Source organism: Massilia sp. TWR1-2-2 (genome assembly GCF_049897565.1).
Lineage (GTDB): Bacteria > Pseudomonadota > Gammaproteobacteria > Burkholderiales > Burkholderiaceae_D > JAFCUW01.
In genome coordinates, this window is the sequence record NZ_JAFCWM010000015.1 from 62,854 (window position 1) to 78,328 (window position 15,475).

Genomic DNA, 15,475 nt, shown 5'->3' on the forward strand with positions numbered 1-15,475 from the left:
GTAATTAGGTCAGTGGCTGTGGCCGCAGCTCGGCGCCCTGGTCGGCGCGCCCGGGATTGACGCGCCCGGTTGGCGGCCGGCGTCGGCCGGGAAGCCGGCATCGGCCAGGCGCTGCAGGTAATCCTGCCACAGCGCCGCCTGCTCGCTGCCGAGCTTGTACAGGTAGTCGAACGTGTACAGCCCGGTGTCGTGGCCATCGGAAAACGTTGGCTTGACGGCGTAGTTGCCGACCGGCTCTAGCGCCTTGATGTTGACGTCGCGCTTGCCAAGCTGCAGCACTTCCTGGCCGACACCGTGCCCGCGCACCTCGGCCGACGGCGAATACACACGCAGGTATTCGAACGGCAGCGAGAACGACACGCCGTCGTCGAACGTCATGTCGAGCACGCGGGACTTCTGGCGTACCGCCAGTTCGGTCGGGATCTTGGTCATTTATTCACTCATCCGGCGGACGATCTCCGCATTTAATTTAGGCAACAGGGCGCGCCGCGCCGCCAGCACGGGCTCGTCCGTCGTGCGCAGCACAGCCTCGCTCCACACAGGATTCGGGAAATGCGCATCGCCGGCGTAGCGGGGAATCACGTGCCAGTGCAAATGGGGCGTCATGTTGCCAAGGCTGGCCAGGTTGATCTTGTCCGGCACCATCACGCTGCGCATTGCCTGCTCGACGTTGCAGACGGCGTCCATCAATGCCATCCGGTCATCCGGCGCCAGGTCGCTCATTTCCTTGACGTGATCGTTCCACACCACCCGGCAGAAACCCGGATAGGCGGCATCGTCGACCGGAATCACCGACAGCTGGTCGGTGCGAAAGATTGGCTCAACTTTCAGGTCGCACAGGTCGCATTGGTGTGCCGCATCAGTCATACCAGTACCCTTTCGATGCCGCCATTGTTGGCGCGCGCCACGTATTCTGGCAGCCAGTTCTCGCCCAGCAAGTGCTTGGCGATCTCGATGACGATGTAGTCGGCCGTGGTGCCGGAGTCGTCGTTGTAGCGCGACAGGCCCTGCAGGCACGACGGGCAGCTGGTGAGGATCTTGACCTCGCCGGTAAAGCCGTCGGCGCGCAGCTTGTCGGCACCCGTCTCCATCTCTTCTTGCTTGCGGAAGCGCACTTGCGTGGCGATGTCGGGGCGCGAAATGCCGAAGGTGCCGGACTCGCCGCAGCAGCGGTCGTTCTTTTCGATCTTGACGTTGTCGACGGTCGATACCAGCGCGTTGATGGTCTTGCCCGAATCCTGCAGCTTCATCGGGTTGTGGCACGGCTCGTGGTACATGTAGCGGGTGCCGTTGACGCCCTCGAGCTTGACGCCCTTCTCCAGCAGGTATTCGTGGATGTCCATGATGCGGCAGCCAGGGAAGATCTTGTCGAACTCGTAGGTGGCGAGCTGGTCGTAGCAGGTGCCGCACGACACCAGCACCGTCTTGATGTCGAGATAATTGAGCGTATTGGCCATGCGGTGGAACAGCACGCGGTTGTCCGTCATCATCTTGTCGGCCTTGTCGTACTGGCCGGCGCCGCGCTGCGGATAGCCGCAGCACAGGTAGCCGGGCGGCAGCACGGTCTGCACGCCGACTTCCCACAGCATCGCCTGGGTCGCCAGGCCCACTTGCGAGAACAGGCGCTCAGAGCCGCAGCCAGGGAAATAGAACACCGCCTCTGTATCGGCGTTGGTCAGCTTCGGGTTGCGGATGATCGGGATCACCTTGTCGTCCTCGATGTCGAGCAGCGCGCGCGCCGTCTTCTTCGGCAGGTTGCCCGGCATCTTCTTGTTGATGAAGTGGATCACCTGCTCGCGCACCGGTGGCTTGCCGGTGGTCGGCGGCGGCGCCTTGGCCTGCTTCTTGGCAAACTTCTTCAGCAAGGTGTTGCCCAGCCGCTGGGCCTTGAAGCCGACCCCGACCATCGCCGCGCGGGTGGCGTTGATCGTCGTCGGATCGGTGGCGTTGAGGAAGAACATCGCCGCCGCGTTGGCCGGCTTGAAGCTCTTCTTGTCCATCTTGCGCAGCAGGTTGCGCATGTTCATCGAGACGTCGCCGAAGTCGATGTTGACCGGGCACGGCGTGACGCACTTGTGGCACACGGTGCAATGGTCGGCGACGTCCTCGAACTCTTCCCAGTGCTTGATCGACACGCCGCGGCGGGTCTGCTCTTCGTACAGGAAGGCTTCGATCAGCGCCGACGTGGCGAGGATCTTGTCGCGCGGCGAGTACAGCAGGTTGGCGCGCGGCACGTGGGTCGTGCACACCGGCTTGCATTTGCCGCAGCGCAGGCAATCCTTGATGCTGTTGGCGATCTCGCCGATATCGCTTTGCTGCATGATCAGCGATTCGTGGCCCATCAGGCCGAACGACGGCGTGTACGCGTTGCGCAAGTCGGCGCCGACACCGTCGAGGTTGAGCAGCTTGCCCTTGTTGAAGCGCCCTTCCGGATCGATGCGCAACTTGTAGTCACGAAATTCGCTGATCTCGTCTTCGGTCAGGAACTCGAGCTTGGTAATGCCGATGCCGTGTTCGCCGGAAATGACGCCGTCGAGCGAGCGCGCCAGCTTCATGATGCGCCCGACCGCCTGGTGCGCGTCCTGCAGCATGGCGTAGTCGTCCGAATTGACCGGCAGGTTGGTGTGCACGTTGCCGTCGCCGGCGTGCATGTGCAGCGCGACGAACACGCGCGAACGCAGCACTTTTGCGTGGATCGCGGTCAGTTCGTCAAGAATGAGCTTGAACGCGGCGCCGTTGAAGATCTGGCGCATCTGCGCGCGGATTTCGTGCTTCCACGAGATGCGCACGGTGCGGTCCTGCACCACGTCGAAGACGGTGGCGTCGGGCTGCTCGGCCAGGCGCGCCTCGAAGGCGGTGTCGAGATACTGCAGGCCGAGCCGGTAGAGCTGGTCGCGCGATTCGGCCAGCGGGCGGTCGAGGCCGGCCAGCACCCAGCGCCAGCGCGCCTCCGATTCGGCCAGCACGGCGTCGGCCTGCGGCACGCGGTCGCCCAGCATTTCGGCGGCGCCGATCGACTCGCCGCTGGCGTCGTCGCTTTTACCCACAGGTAAATTTCCAGCCGCGAAAAAGCTGCGCAGTTGTTCGACCAGCTGCAACTTGTTCTTGATCGACAGCTCGATGTTGATGCGCTCGATGCCGTCGGTATATTCGCCCATCCGGTTCAGCGGAATGACGACGTCTTCGTTGATCTTGAAGGCGTTGGTGTGCTTGGCGATGGCGGCAGTGCGGGCGCGATCGAGCCAGAACTTCTTGCGCGCCTCGGCGCTGACGGCCACGAAGCCTTCGCCGACGCGGGTGTTGGCGATGCGCACCACTTCGGACGCAGCTTGCGCCACGGCGTTCTCGTCGTCGCCGACGATGTCGCCGAACAGCGCCATCTTCGGCAGCACGGCGCGCTTCGACTTGGTGGCGTAGCCGACCGCGCGCAGGTAGCGCTCGTCGAGGTGTTCGAGGCCGGCCAGGCGCACGGTGGCGAACTGGGCGCCGCCGTTGGCCGGCAGACCGTCGAGGTAATCCTTGATTTCGACGATCGATGGAATGGCGTCGCGCGCCTGGCCGAAAAATTCGAGGCAGACGGTGCGGGCAAACTTCGGCATCTTGTGCAGGATCCAGCGCGCCGACGTGATGAGGCCGTCGCAGCCTTCCTTCTGGATGCCGGGCAGGCCGGACAGGAACTTGTCGGTGACGTCCTTGCCGAGGCCTTCCTTGCGGAACTTGCGCCCCTCGATGGTCAGCGTTTCGGTCTTGAACGGCGCGTCCTTCGATTCGCCGCGCACGTTCGGGTGCGTCCACTCGAGCTTGAAGGTGGCCACCGGCGCGTCGTGAATCTTCGACAGGTTGTGGTCCATGCGCGTCACTTCGAGCCAGTCGCCGTTCGGGTCGACCATCTTCCACGACGCCAGGTTGTCGAGCGCGGTGCCCCACAGCACCGCCTTCTTGCCGCCGGCATTCATGGCGATGTTGCCGCCGATGCAGGACGCTTCGGCCGAGGTCGGGTCGACGGCGAACACGAAGCCGGCCTTGTCGGCGGCGTCCGAGACGCGCTTGGTGACCACGCCGGCGCCCGAATAGATGGTCGCATATTCGCGATCGACGCCAGGCAGCGTGGTCATCTCGACCTGTCCGAGGTCGATCAGTTTTTCGGTGTTGATGACGGCCGACATCGGCGTAAGCGGAATGGCGCCGCCGGTATAGCCGGTGCCGCCGCCGCGCGGGATGATGGTCAGCCCGAGTTCGATGCAGCCCTTGACCAGGCCCGCCATCTCGTCTTCGGTGTCGGGCGTGAGGACGACGAACGGGTATTCGACGCGCCAGTCGGTGGCGTCGGTCACGTGCGAGACGCGCTTGATGCCGTCGAAGCGGATGTTGTGCTTGTCGGTGTAGCGGCCCAGCACCTTGAAAGTGCGCTTGCGCAGGTCGTAGGTGTCGCGGAACTCCAGGCCGAAATCGTCGACCGCCTTGCGGGCCGCGGCCAGCAGCAGTTCGACGTTGGCGCTGCGCGTACGCGCCACGTCCGGATCGGTATCGTCGGCGCCGTCGATGGCCAGGCGGCGCTTGTCGACCTCGGCAAGCCGATGGTGCAGCGCGTCGATCAGTTCCTGGCGCCGCTTCGGGTTGTCGAGCATGTCGTCTTGCAGGTAGGGATTGCGCCGCACCACCCAGATGTCGCCCAGCACTTCGTACAGCATGCGCGCCGAGCGGCCGGTCTGGCGCGAACCGCGCAGGCTGTCGAGCAGCTGCCACGACGATTCGCCGAGCAGGCGAATGACGATTTCACGGTCCGAAAACGACGTGTAGTTGTACGGAATTTCGCGCAAACGCGTGGCGGCGGGACCGTTCGGCGTTTCGGACAGCAATGCCTGGAGATGTGCGGGAGCGTTCATGTATGCGTAGCCTATCTTGGCTGGACCCTGAGAAAGTCCATTCTAGCGTATTGCGCTGCACAACGCAGGAGAGCGCCGGCAAAGCAAAGGACATCCAGAACAGTCGAGACCGTTTAAAATTTCGAAAGTTGCCAGTTGAGTCAACGGTTGCGGGAATTGCTTGCGTTTTTCCGTTCAATTATTCGGCAAAGTCCCTGCGCCACGCACGCCGCCCGCTGCCGCAGCCGCTTCAGCCGACCAGGTGCGCCAGCTGCTTCCAGAAACCGTCGGGGACGTACAGCAGCAGTGTCGTCATCGTCACATAGCGGGCGAACTTGCCGACCATCATGTAGCCGACGCTGGACCAGAACGGCATGTGCAGCCAGCCGGCCATCGTGCACAGCGGGTCGCCGATGCCCGGCATCCATGACAGCAGCATCGTCCTGGGGCCGTAGCGCGCCAGCCAGGCGAACCAGCGGGTCTCGCGTTCCTTGGCGAAAGCGACCTTGGCGCGGTAGCCGAGGAAATAGTCGAAGGCGCCGCCGAGCGTGTTGCCGACGGTAGCGACCAGGATGGCCGGCCAGAACATCGCTTCGTTGGCCTTGACGACGGCGAACACGGCCGGCTCGGAGCCGAGCGGCACCAGGGTAGCGGAAACGAAGCTGATGATGAATACAGAAGTCAGTCCGACCGCCGGGGCGGCGAGAGTCTTGAGCAGCCAGACAACTACGGATTCGATCATCGAGGCACTTTGAGGGCAGAGGGAGTCGTCTATTATAATGACGAAAACTTCTTGCCCCGTCACGATACGCCGAGCTCGCCACCCGCGCGCCGCAATCGTACTGCCCGCCTCGGTCATCCGCCGACGAGAACAGTCCGCCGCATCGTCCAGCACATTGCCGAATTTCGGCCCCGAATTTACTTGTCCGCAGACCATGACTATCGACTATCTCAAAAAAATCCTGACCTCGCGCGTGTATGACGTTGCCAGCGAAACGCCGCTGGAACTGGCGCCGCTGCTGTCGCAGCGCTTCGACAACCGCATCTATTTCAAGCGCGAAGACATGCAAAGCGTGTTCAGCTTCAAGCTGCGCGGCGCGTACAACAAGATGGCCAATCTGTCCGATGGCCAGCGCAAGCGCGGCGTGATCTGCGCCTCGGCCGGCAACCACGCGCAGGGCGTGGCGCTGTCGGCGGCCAAGCTCGGCTGCCGCGCGCTGGTGGTGATGCCGACCACCACGCCGCAGCTGAAGATCGACGCGGTGCGCGAGCGCGGCGGCGCCAGCGTCGAAGTGGTGCTGCACGGCGAGTCCTACACCGACGCCTACAACCACGCGCTGACGCTCGAGAAGGAACAGAAGCTGACCTTCGTGCACCCGTTCGACGATCCGGACGTGATCGCCGGCCAGGGCACGATCGGCATGGAAATTTTGCGCCAGCATTCGCGCCCCATCCACGCCATCTTCGTCGCCATCGGCGGCGGCGGGCTGATCGCCGGCATCGGCGCCTACGTCAAGGCGATCCGGCCCGACATCAAGATCATCGGCGTGCAGACCAACGATTCGGACGCGATGGCGCGCAGCCTGAAAGCCGGCGTGCGCGTGACCTTGGCGGACGTCGGCCTGTTCTCGGACGGCACCGCGGTGCGCCTGGTGGGCGAAGAAACGTTCCGCTTGGCCAAGGAAGTGGTCGATGAGATCATCATCGTCGACACCGACGCCATCTGCGCTGCCATCAAGGACGTGTTCCAGGATACGCGCAGCATTCTCGAGCCGGCCGGCGCGCTGGCGGTGGCCGGCGCCAAGGCGTATGTCGAGCGGGCCGCGCTGTCGCGTAATCCCGTGCGCAACGAAAGCCTGGTGGCGATCGCCTGCGGCGCCAACATGAATTTCGACCGGCTGCGCTTTGTTGCCGAGCGCGCCGAACTGGGCGAATCGCGCGAGGCGGTGTTCGCGGTGACGATTCCCGAGCAGCGCGGCAGCTTCAAGCGCTTCTGCCAGCTGGTGGGCCCGCGCAACGTGACCGAATTCAATTACCGCGTCAGCGACGAGCGCGAGGCGCACGTTTTCGTCGGCATCCAGATCGCCAGCCGCAGCGAGTCAGGCGTGCTGGCGCGCTCGTTCGAGGAGCATGACTTCCGCACCCTCGACCTGACGCACGACGAGCTGGCCAAGCTGCACATCCGCCACCTGGTCGGCGGCAAGAGCGCGCTGGCGCATGACGAGCTGCTGTATCGTTTCGAATTTCCGGAACGGCCAGGCGCGCTGATGCGCTTTCTCGACAGCATGGCGCCGAACTGGAATATTTCGCTGTTCCACTATCGTAACCAAGGTGGCGATGTGGGCCGCATCCTCGTCGGGCTGCAGGTGCCGGCCGAGGAAATGGGCGGCTTTCGCGAGTTCCTCACCACGCTCGGTTACCGGCACTGGGACGAGAGTTCGAATCCCGTGTACAAGCTGTTCCTGGGCTAGGTGACAGTAGGGGTCTGACCCGTTTTTTCTTTTAGGGTCTGACCCCGGTTGTGTTGGCGCTAGCAACTCCGGGGTCTGACCCCGAATTCGGGACTCGGCGTCCCCGTCAGACCCCTGCGGCTGGCCCGCTTCCTTTTTGAAATATACGATGACTACTACTGCTGACCAATCGCCGCTGGGCAAACCTTCCGCTTACCAGACGCACTATGCGCCGGAACTGCTGTTTCCGATTCCGCGCCAGGGCAAGCGCGACGAGCTGCAGCTGACCGGCACCCTGCCGTTCTTCGGCGTCGATATCTGGAATGCCTACGAGGTTTCGTGGCTGAACATGCGCGGCAAGCCGCAGGTGGCGATCGCCACCATCACGGCGCCGGCCGATTCGCCTAACATCGTCGAGTCGAAGTCTTTCAAGCTGTACCTCAATTCGTTTAACCAGACCCGGCTGGCCAATGAGGAAGCGCTGCTGGCGCTGCTGCGCGAGGACCTGGCGACCGGCTTCGGCGCGCCCGTGCAGGTGGCACTGACGTTGCCGGAGAACTTCTCGACGCTGAAGATGGGCGAACTCGACGGTGTGCTGCTGGACCGGCTCGACCTGGAAGTGGACCAGTATTCGCCGGCGCCATCGCGGCTGTCGGCGAATCACCACGAGGCGCCGGTCGACGAGAAGCTGGTGTCGCACCTGCTCAAGTCGAACTGCCTGGTCACGGGACAGCCGGACTGGGCCAGCGTGCAGATCCATTACGTCGGCCCGCAGATCGACCAGGAAGGCCTGCTGCGCTACCTGATCGGTTTTCGCGAGCACAACGAGTTCCACGAGCAGTGTGTCGAGCGTATCTTTGTCGACATCATGCGCGAATGCCGGCCGCAAAAACTGGCCGTCTACGCCCGGTACACCCGTCGCGGCGGGCTCGACATCAACCCGTGGCGCACCAACTTTACCAGTGGCCGTCCACCCAACTTGCGTAACGCCCGTCAGTAAGGGTTTGATTCAACTCAACGAGTTAACGGACGACTATTGACGCTATTACCACGCCCGAATAGCGTGAAGACTGCCTGCAGGTCGCATCACGCAACCGTGCCGGGTAAAGAATTCGAATTACACGGCGCAAAAACAGGCCTATAATTCTGGCTCGCAAGCACCTTTGTGCACTGCACCATTGATTCTGTTATGACTAATCTCAGCAAAATATTATCACTTGAGAACGTGCTGCTGGATCTGGAAGTTTCCAGCAAGAAGCGCGCATTCGAACAGGCCGGCCTGATTTTCGAGAACAACTGCGGCATCGCCCGCTCGACGGTCTCGGACAATCTGTTCGCGCGTGAACGGCTCGGCTCGACCGGACTGGGCCATGGCGTTGCCGTGCCGCACGGCCGCATCAAGGGCAGCAAGAGCCTGAAGGCGCCGCTGGCCGCTTTCGTGCGCCTGGCCGAACCGATCCCGTTCGAGTCGCCCGACGGACAGCCGGTCAATTTGCTGTTTTTCCTGCTCATCCCCGACCACGTCACGCAGCAGCACCTCGAGATCCTGTCCGAGATCGCCGAAATGTTTTCCGACGAGGCATTCCGCACCGCGCTGACGACCGATCCCGACCCGAAGTCGGTGCACGCGCGCATCATCAATTGGCAACCTAGCCTGCAAGCGTTGAGTTAAACTTCCCGGTGCCGGGCGCTGGCCGCCCTCCACTTTTCAGAAGACCCGTTCATGCTGCAAACACCGCTGACGATTCAACGGCTGTACGACGACAATCGCGAAAGCCTGCAGCTTGGCTGGTTCGCCGGCTTCCCCGGCGGCGAACGGCTCATTTCCGGCGACGTGGCCTCGGCCGCCGACCAGGTCGGCCACCTGAACCTGATCCACCCCGGCCGCATCCAGGTGTTCGGCCACCAGGAAATCAACTATTACCACCGACTCAAATCGAGTTCGCGCACCCACGTCATCGGCGAACTGATCGCCGGCGGGCCGCCGGCGCTGGTCATCGCCCAGGGCCTCGACACGCCACCCGACATCCTCGCCATCTGCGACGAGCAGAACATCCCGCTGTTTTCAACGCCGCTGCCGGCCGCCCAGGTGATCGACTACCTGCGCGTCTACCTGTCGAAAAAACTGGCGCAACGGATCATCATGCATGGCGTGTTCATGGACGTGCTGGGGGTTGGCGTGCTCATTACCGGCGACTCCGGACTCGGCAAGAGCGAGCTGGGCCTCGAGCTGATTTCGCGCAGCCACGGCCTGGTGGCGGACGATGCGGTGGAGTTTTCGCGCATCGCGCCGAACATGATCGAGGGGCGCTGCCCTGCTCTGCTGCAGAACCTGCTGGAAGTGCGCGGCCTGGGGCTGCTCGACATCAAGGCGATTTTCGGCGAGACCGCGGTGCGCCGCAAGATGCGCCTGAAGCTGATCGTGCACCTGGTGCGGCGCAGTGCACTGGAGGAAGAAGTCGAGCGGCTGCCGTTCCTGTTTCCGACCGAGGATGTGCTGGGGCTGCCGGTACGCAAGGTTGTCATTCCCGTGGCGGCCGGTCGCAACATCGCGGTTCTTCTGGAGGCTGCGGTGCGCAACACCATCTTGCAGCTGCGCGGGATTGATACGTTGCAGGAGTTTATGGAACGCCAGCGCCAAGCAATGTCGGGCGACTAGGCTGTCTCCTATTTCTCTCGCGTGGTAGCGGTTCCCGCCTGCGCGGGAACGACGGTCTTGGGGCATGCGGCAATAGAAGACGTCGTGCTCGCCATTGGCGAACCCGGCTTCCCGCGCAGGCGCGAACCCATGCTGAGCAAGCCCTCCCGCCACAACACGCGCCCGTTGCGGTATCATCAACTCCATGCGCATCGTAATCATCACTGGTATTTCCGGCTCGGGTAAATCCGTCGCCCTCAACGTCCTCGAAGACGGCGGCTACTATTGCGTCGACAACCTGCCGCCGGCCCTGCTGCCGGACCTGGTCCGCACCATTGCCGACGAAGGCACCGAAAGCCTGGCCGTCGCCGTCGACGCGCGCAGTTCGGCCTCGCTGGTCGATCTGCCGGCCAACATCAACGACCTGAAAAAGGCCGGCCATGATGTCAAGGTGATGTTCCTGACCTCGAATACCCACTCGCTGGTGGCGCGGTTCTCGGAAACGCGCCGCAGCCATCCGCTGTCGCACCAGCTGCGCCCGGACGAAAATCCTGCTTCGCGCCGCACGCTGATCGAATGCATCCTTGAAGAGCGCGAACGGCTGTCGGCCATCGAGCAGCTCGGACACGTGATCGACACGTCCGACCTGTCGGCCAACAAGCTGCGCGCGTGGATCAAGGAACTGGTGGCGGTCGAACGCGCGCCGCTGACGCTGTTCTTCGAGTCGTTCGCCTTCAAGCTCGGCGTGCCGCTCGACGCCGACTTCGTGTTCGATGTGCGCGCGCTGCCGAACCCCTACTACGACCTGACCTTGCGCCCGCTCACCGGCATGGACACGCCGGTGATCGCCTTCCTCGACGCGCAGCCAAGCGCGACCGAACTGCTGGAAGACATCCGCGCGTTCATCGAGAAATGGCTGCCGTCGTTTAAAACCGATAACCGCAGCTACCTGACGGTGGCCCTCGGCTGCACCGGCGGCCAGCATCGTTCGGTGTACATGGCCGAACGGCTGGCAGCTTACTTCAGCCCGACCGAACGGGTCGTGCTGCGCCACCGCGAACAATCCTGATTGCCTAGCCTTGCAGCTCGCGCAGTGGATGCGCGCGATCGGGCCAGGGCGACGCAAAAAACTGTGCCACCATTTCGTCGGTCACTTCGCTCAAGGCCGGCGGATTCCACTTCGGCGCATTGTCCTTGTCGATCACCAGCGCGCGCACGCCTTCGAGCACTTCGCCGTGCTCGAAATTGCGCCGCACGAGGATGCGCTCGAGGCGCAGGCAGCCGGCCAGTTCCATCGTCGCGCCGCGGCGCAACAGCTCGAACGTGACGCGCATCAGCAGTGGCGAACGCTTGCCCATCGCCGCCAGCGTCTTTTGCGCAAACTCGCCCGGGTCGGACGCCAGCGAATCCATGATCGCCTGCACGCCTGGCGCGCCGAAGTGGCGGTCGATGGTGGTGCGCTCGGTTTCCAGCATGGCGGCGCCGGCGGCGAACGGCGCGGCGAAGGCGACCAGCGCTTCGCGCAGCTGCGCGCCAGGCGTCGATTCAATCAACTGCGCCAGCGCCGGCATCTGCGCCTGCGGCACGAAGGTGTCGGCCAGGCCCGCGTACAGCGCGTCTGCGGCGCGGATGGTCAAGCCGGTCAGCCCAAGGTAGTAGCCCAGCCTGCCCGGTGCGCGCGACAGGAAATAGCTGCCGCCGACATCCGGGAACAAGCCGATGTTTACTTCGGGCATCGCCATCTTGGTGCCGTCGGTAACCACGCGCAGGCCGCGCGGACCCGCTTCAGCGATGCCGAGGCCGCCGCCCATGACGACGCCGTCCATCAACGCGACGTACGGTTTCGGGTAGTGATAGATCAAATGGTTGAGGCGATATTCCTCGGTGAAAAAGTCTTCCAGCGAAGCGCTGCCGCCGGTGGTCGGCGCGCTGCCGACGTCGTAGAAGAAACGGATGTCGCCGCCGGCGCACAAGGCTTTTTCGGAGGTGCTGCGAAGCACGACAGCGTCGACCTGCGGATCGTCGCGCCAGGCCAGCAGCGCGTCGGTCAGCGCGCGCACCATGTCGAGCGACAGCGAATTGAGCGAACGGGGACGGTCGAGCGTGATGACGCCGGTGCCGTTGGCAACATGGGTTTTGACGAAGTCGGTCATGGTGTGCTTGTCGATGTTAAAGCTGCATTCTAGCGCACGCCAGCACCTCATCCGTGCAGGGTGAAATCGAATTGAAAAGGGCGCCGTGAAGGCGCCCTCGCTTGCTCGATCGGCCGGCTTACGCAGCGGCGATGATCTCTTCCTCAGGCAGGTGCTTGATGGCCTTGTGGCCATGTTCCTGCAGCTGGGATTTGTACTTCATGACCTGGCGATCGAGCTTGTCGATCAGTGTGTCGATCGCCGCGTACAGGTCGTGCGACATGCTGGCGACATTGACCGTCTTGCCCGGCAACCGCAGATTGACTTCGGCTTTTTGCCGCTTTTCTTTTTCAGTAAGATTGTCAACTGTGAGGATCACGGCAATGTCGATGACTTGATCGAAATGTCGCTTCACTCGCTCCAGTTTGGTTTGTACGTAATCGCGGATGGCTGGTGTCACTTCAAGATGATGTCCACTGATTGTGAGATTCATACACACTCCTTTGATGATGTCGCTTCCTGTTCATGCGTCATAAGCGCAGAGGAACATCGTAAAAACTTTACAGACTTTTCCTGAGAGTTACAGGTGGGATCTTCAGCGCTTCGCGGTACTTGGCGACTGTGCGCCGCGCAATGACCATTCCCTGTTCCCCCAGCATGTCTGCAATCTTACTGTCTGATAGTGGGTTTTTAGGGTCTTCTGCTCCTGTCAGTTGCACGATGAGTGCCCGTATCGCCGTCGAGGATGCTTCTCCTCCTGCTTCAGTGGCGACGTGGCTACCAAAAAAATATTTCAACTCAAACATTCCATGCGGTGTCAGCATGTATTTCTGAGTTGTGACCCGAGAAATAGTACTCTCGTGTAAACCCAGTGTATCAGCAATTTCACGCAGCACAAGGGGGCGCATGGCAACTGCGCCGTGGGAAAAGAAATTGCGTTGGCGCTCAACAATAGCTTGCGCCACGCGCAGGATCGTATCGAAGCGCTGGCGCATATTCTTGATCAACCACTTGGCTTCCTGCAACTGCGCGCCCATCTGCCCTTCGCCCTTGCCCTGCTTGAGCAAGTTGGCGTACATGCTGTTGACGCGCAGCCGCGGCATCACGTCGTGGTTCAATGTCACCGTCCAGCCGCTCTTGGATTTGCGCACGATGACGTCCGGCACCACGTAGTCTGACGCACCTGAACCGAACGCGGCGCCCGGGTGAGGATTGCACTGGCGAATCACGCACTGCGCCTCACGCAGGTCCTCGTCGTCGCAGTCGAGCGATTTTTTCAGCTTGTTGAATTCGCGCTGGGCAAACCACGTCAGGTGGTCCGTGACAATCTTCAGCGCCATGCGCCGCGTGACCATCGGTACGCCCGGCATGCGGCGGATCTGCAGCGCCAGGCATTCGGACGCGTTGCGCGCGCCGACGCCGACCGGATCAAAACTTTGCAGCAGCGACAGCGCCGTCTTCAGTTCATCGAGATCGAGTTCGAGTTCGGGCGGCATGCGCTCGAAGATCTCTTCGAGCGACTCGGTCAGGTAGCCGTTGTCGTCGAGCGCGTCGACCATCAGTTCGACCAGCGCGCGGTCGCGCACTTCCAGCACGGCCAGGCGCATCTGCTCCATCAGGTGGTCGCGCAGGGTCACCGCGGACGCTTCGAGCTGCGGGCGCGAGTCCTCGTCGTCGGGCGCCTTGTTGCGGGCGGACTCGCCCCAGTCGTCGCTGTCGGCGCCGCTTTCGGCCGGCGCGCTGTCGACGTCGCCGCCCTCGCCTTCCGCCGCTGGCGCATCGGCCGGCGGCGCATCCTGCGCGCCTGGCTCGGGCGCAGCTTCACCGGGCGCGGCGCTCGAGCCGATGGCGCCGTCGGCGAGCAGCCGCACCGAGTTGTCCAGCGGGTCGTCGAGCCGCTCGAGCAGCGGATTGTCCGACAGCAGATGCTCGAGTTCCTGGTGCAGTTCAAGCGTGGACAACTGCAGCAGGCGTATCGACTGCTGCAGTTGCGGCGTGAGCGCCAGGTGTTGCGAGGTCCGTAGCTGGAGTGACTGTTTCATCGCTACATCCGGAAGTGTTCACCGAGGTAGACGCGCCGCACCGATTCGTCTGCAATGATGTCGTCGGGGCGGCCCGACGCAAGCACCGCGCCCTGGTTGATGATGTAGGCGCGGTCGCAGATGCCGAGCGTCTCGCGCACGTTGTGGTCGGTGATCAGCACGCCGATGCCGCGCTCCTTGAGGAAGCGCACGATGCGCTGGATCTCGATGACCGCGATCGGGTCGACGCCGGCGAACGGCTCGTCGAGCAGCACGAAGCGCGGATTGGTGGCGAGCGCGCGCGCGATCTCGACCCGGCGCCGTTCGCCGCCCGACAGCGACAGCGCCTGGTTCTCGCGCAGCTTCTCGATCTGCAGGTCGGCCAGCAGCGTGTCGAGGCGCTGGTTGATCTGCGCCTTGGTCAGCGCCTTGCCATCGACCTTCTGCAGTTCGAGCACCGCGCGGATATTGTCTTCCACCGTCAGCTTGCGAAACACCGACGCTTCCTGCGGCAGGTACGACAGGCCGAGCGAGGCGCGGCGGTGAATCGGCATGCTCGAGATGTCGACGCCGCTGATGTCGATCGAGCCGGCGTCCGACGGCACCAGGCCGACGATCATGTAGAACGAGGTAGTCTTGCCGGCGCCGTTGGGTCCGAGCAGTCCGACCACTTCGCCGCACTCGACCTGCAGCGAGACGTCGCGCACCACCAGGCGCTTGCCGTAGCTCTTTTGCAGGCCGCGTACGATCAGGGTACTGCCGCAGCTTTGTTCCATTATTGTTTTCCTGGGGCCGGAGCCGCCGGAGCGGGCGACCTGCGCGAGTCGATGATCCACTCGACGCGGCCGCCACCGGTCTTGCTCTCGCCCGTAGCGGTATTGGTCGTGGTGACAACTTCCTTGCGGCTGTCATACGAAATGAACGCGCCTTCAGAGCTGCCGGTTACCCGCGTGCCCTCCAGGTTGCGGACCTTCGCCCTGCCCTTGAGCTTGACCACATCGGTCTTGTCGTCGTATTCGATGCGTTCGGCCTCGCCCTCGATCCACAAATCGGGGCCGCCGTCCTTTTTCTGGCGGAATGTGGCCAGTCCACCCGGCGCCGCTTGCAGCGTCACGAACTGATAGCCTTGCGGGTCGATCGCGGCGGTCAGTTTGGCTGCCTTCATGATCAAGGTGCCGCGCGTGAGCACCACATTGCCTTCGGCGGTGCCACCCTCGTTGACGGTGTTAGCCATGATGGATTCGGCGTTCACCTTGATCGGCTTGAGCGCATCGGCGCGCTCGGCCAGAGCTGAAACGCACGCAGCCAAACAAGCGACACTCACCAAAATTTTTTTCATATTTATTCCCATATTTTTCTAGACTTCCGT

Annotated in this window: 14 protein-coding genes; 5 read left to right on the forward strand and 9 right to left on the reverse strand. The window is 63.0% G+C overall.

The window, feature by feature from the left end:
- Positions 1 to 9 precede the first annotated feature (9 nt).
- The 4 genes from ACP7DD_RS15700 to ACP7DD_RS15715 form a co-directional block, all read right to left on the reverse strand.
- Entirely contained in the window at positions 10 to 432 is a 423-nt protein-coding gene (locus ACP7DD_RS15700; protein ID WP_426175764.1) for a gamma-butyrobetaine hydroxylase-like domain-containing protein, read from the reverse strand.
- Complete coding sequence (locus tag ACP7DD_RS15705; protein WP_426175765.1) at positions 433 to 867, reverse strand: HIT family protein; 435 nt, start codon at positions 865 to 867, stop codon at positions 433 to 435.
- Positions 864 to 4,886: a DUF3683 domain-containing protein gene (locus tag ACP7DD_RS15710; RefSeq protein ID WP_426175766.1), complete on the reverse strand. Its 4,023-nt coding sequence runs from the start codon at positions 4,884 to 4,886 to the stop codon at positions 864 to 866. The genes ACP7DD_RS15705 and ACP7DD_RS15710 overlap by 4 nt, the downstream gene beginning before the upstream one ends.
- 229 nt (positions 4,887 to 5,115) lie before the next feature.
- Entirely contained in the window at positions 5,116 to 5,607 is a 492-nt protein-coding gene (locus ACP7DD_RS15715) for a YqaA family protein (RefSeq protein WP_426175767.1), read from the reverse strand.
- A 193-nt stretch (positions 5,608 to 5,800) separates the two neighbouring features.
- On the opposite strand from ACP7DD_RS15715, the gene ilvA reads away from it, so the two are divergent.
- The 5 genes from ilvA to rapZ all read left to right on the forward strand — a co-directional run bounded on the left by ilvA (position 5,801) and on the right by rapZ (position 11,022).
- A complete protein-coding gene (gene ilvA, locus ACP7DD_RS15720) occupies positions 5,801 to 7,336 on the forward strand; it encodes a threonine ammonia-lyase, biosynthetic (RefSeq protein ID WP_426175768.1) in 1,536 nt (511 codons plus the stop codon).
- A 148-nt stretch (positions 7,337 to 7,484) separates the two neighbouring features.
- Complete coding sequence (gene queF / locus ACP7DD_RS15725) at positions 7,485 to 8,315, forward strand: NADPH-dependent 7-cyano-7-deazaguanine reductase QueF (protein ID WP_426175769.1); 831 nt, start codon at positions 7,485 to 7,487, stop codon at positions 8,313 to 8,315.
- Positions 8,316 to 8,504: 189 nt separating this feature from the next.
- Entirely contained in the window at positions 8,505 to 8,987 is a 483-nt protein-coding gene (locus ACP7DD_RS15730; protein ID WP_426175770.1) for a PTS sugar transporter subunit IIA, read from the forward strand.
- Between the two features lie 51 nt (positions 8,988 to 9,038).
- A complete protein-coding gene (gene hprK, locus ACP7DD_RS15735) occupies positions 9,039 to 9,974 on the forward strand; it encodes an HPr(Ser) kinase/phosphatase (protein ID WP_099789763.1) in 936 nt (311 codons plus the stop codon).
- A 184-nt stretch (positions 9,975 to 10,158) separates the two neighbouring features.
- On the forward strand, positions 10,159 to 11,022 hold the full coding sequence (gene rapZ / locus ACP7DD_RS15740) for an RNase adapter RapZ (protein ID WP_426175771.1): 864 nt from the start codon (positions 10,159 to 10,161) through the stop codon (positions 11,020 to 11,022).
- Between the two features lie 4 nt (positions 11,023 to 11,026).
- Here the strand turns inward: rapZ and ACP7DD_RS15745 are convergent, their stop codons facing one another.
- From ACP7DD_RS15745 to lptA, 5 genes are all read right to left on the reverse strand, one after another.
- Entirely contained in the window at positions 11,027 to 12,106 is a 1,080-nt protein-coding gene (locus ACP7DD_RS15745; RefSeq protein ID WP_426175772.1) for an enoyl-CoA hydratase/isomerase family protein, read from the reverse strand.
- Positions 12,107 to 12,224: 118 nt separating this feature from the next.
- A complete protein-coding gene (gene hpf, locus ACP7DD_RS15750; RefSeq protein ID WP_426175773.1) occupies positions 12,225 to 12,578 on the reverse strand; it encodes a ribosome hibernation-promoting factor, HPF/YfiA family in 354 nt (117 codons plus the stop codon).
- A 67-nt stretch (positions 12,579 to 12,645) separates the two neighbouring features.
- Entirely contained in the window at positions 12,646 to 14,127 is a 1,482-nt protein-coding gene (locus ACP7DD_RS15755) for an RNA polymerase factor sigma-54 (RefSeq protein WP_426175774.1), read from the reverse strand.
- A 2-nt stretch (positions 14,128 to 14,129) separates the two neighbouring features.
- The gene (gene lptB / locus ACP7DD_RS15760) at positions 14,130 to 14,882 is read right to left on the reverse strand and encodes an LPS export ABC transporter ATP-binding protein (RefSeq protein WP_426175775.1); all 753 of its coding nucleotides are present in this window, start codon (positions 14,880 to 14,882) and stop codon (positions 14,130 to 14,132) included.
- Positions 14,882 to 15,445, reverse strand: a complete 564-nt coding sequence (lptA, locus tag ACP7DD_RS15765; RefSeq protein WP_426175776.1) for a lipopolysaccharide transport periplasmic protein LptA — start codon at positions 15,443 to 15,445, stop codon at positions 14,882 to 14,884. Before lptA ends, lptB begins: the two co-directional genes overlap by 1 nt.
- Positions 15,446 to 15,475: the final 30 nt, after the last annotated feature.

What these genes read in the sequence shown, in the direction of transcription:
- ACP7DD_RS15700 (WP_426175764.1), bottom strand. Translation starts at nt 432, where the DNA reads ATGACCAAGATCCCGACCGAACTGGCGGTACGCCAGAAGTCCCGCGTG.
- ACP7DD_RS15705 (WP_426175765.1), bottom strand. Translation starts at nt 867, where the DNA reads ATGACTGATGCGGCACACCAATGCGACCTGTGCGACCTGAAAGTTGAG.
- ACP7DD_RS15710 (WP_426175766.1), bottom strand. Translation starts at nt 4,886, where the DNA reads ATGAACGCTCCCGCACATCTCCAGGCATTGCTGTCCGAAACGCCGAAC.
- ACP7DD_RS15715 (WP_426175767.1), bottom strand. Translation starts at nt 5,607, where the DNA reads ATGATCGAATCCGTAGTTGTCTGGCTGCTCAAGACTCTCGCCGCCCCG.
- ilvA (WP_426175768.1), top strand. Translation starts at nt 5,801, where the DNA reads ATGACTATCGACTATCTCAAAAAAATCCTGACCTCGCGCGTGTATGAC.
- queF (WP_426175769.1), top strand. Translation starts at nt 7,485, where the DNA reads ATGACTACTACTGCTGACCAATCGCCGCTGGGCAAACCTTCCGCTTAC.
- ACP7DD_RS15730 (WP_426175770.1), top strand. Translation starts at nt 8,505, where the DNA reads ATGACTAATCTCAGCAAAATATTATCACTTGAGAACGTGCTGCTGGAT.
- hprK (WP_099789763.1), top strand. Translation starts at nt 9,039, where the DNA reads ATGCTGCAAACACCGCTGACGATTCAACGGCTGTACGACGACAATCGC.
- rapZ (WP_426175771.1), top strand. Translation starts at nt 10,159, where the DNA reads ATGCGCATCGTAATCATCACTGGTATTTCCGGCTCGGGTAAATCCGTC.
- ACP7DD_RS15745 (WP_426175772.1), bottom strand. Translation starts at nt 12,106, where the DNA reads ATGACCGACTTCGTCAAAACCCATGTTGCCAACGGCACCGGCGTCATC.
- hpf (WP_426175773.1), bottom strand. Translation starts at nt 12,578, where the DNA reads ATGAATCTCACAATCAGTGGACATCATCTTGAAGTGACACCAGCCATC.
- ACP7DD_RS15755 (WP_426175774.1), bottom strand. Translation starts at nt 14,127, where the DNA reads ATGAAACAGTCACTCCAGCTACGGACCTCGCAACACCTGGCGCTCACG.
- lptB (WP_426175775.1), bottom strand. Translation starts at nt 14,882, where the DNA reads ATGGAACAAAGCTGCGGCAGTACCCTGATCGTACGCGGCCTGCAAAAG.
- lptA (WP_426175776.1), bottom strand. Translation starts at nt 15,445, where the DNA reads ATGAAAAAAATTTTGGTGAGTGTCGCTTGTTTGGCTGCGTGCGTTTCA.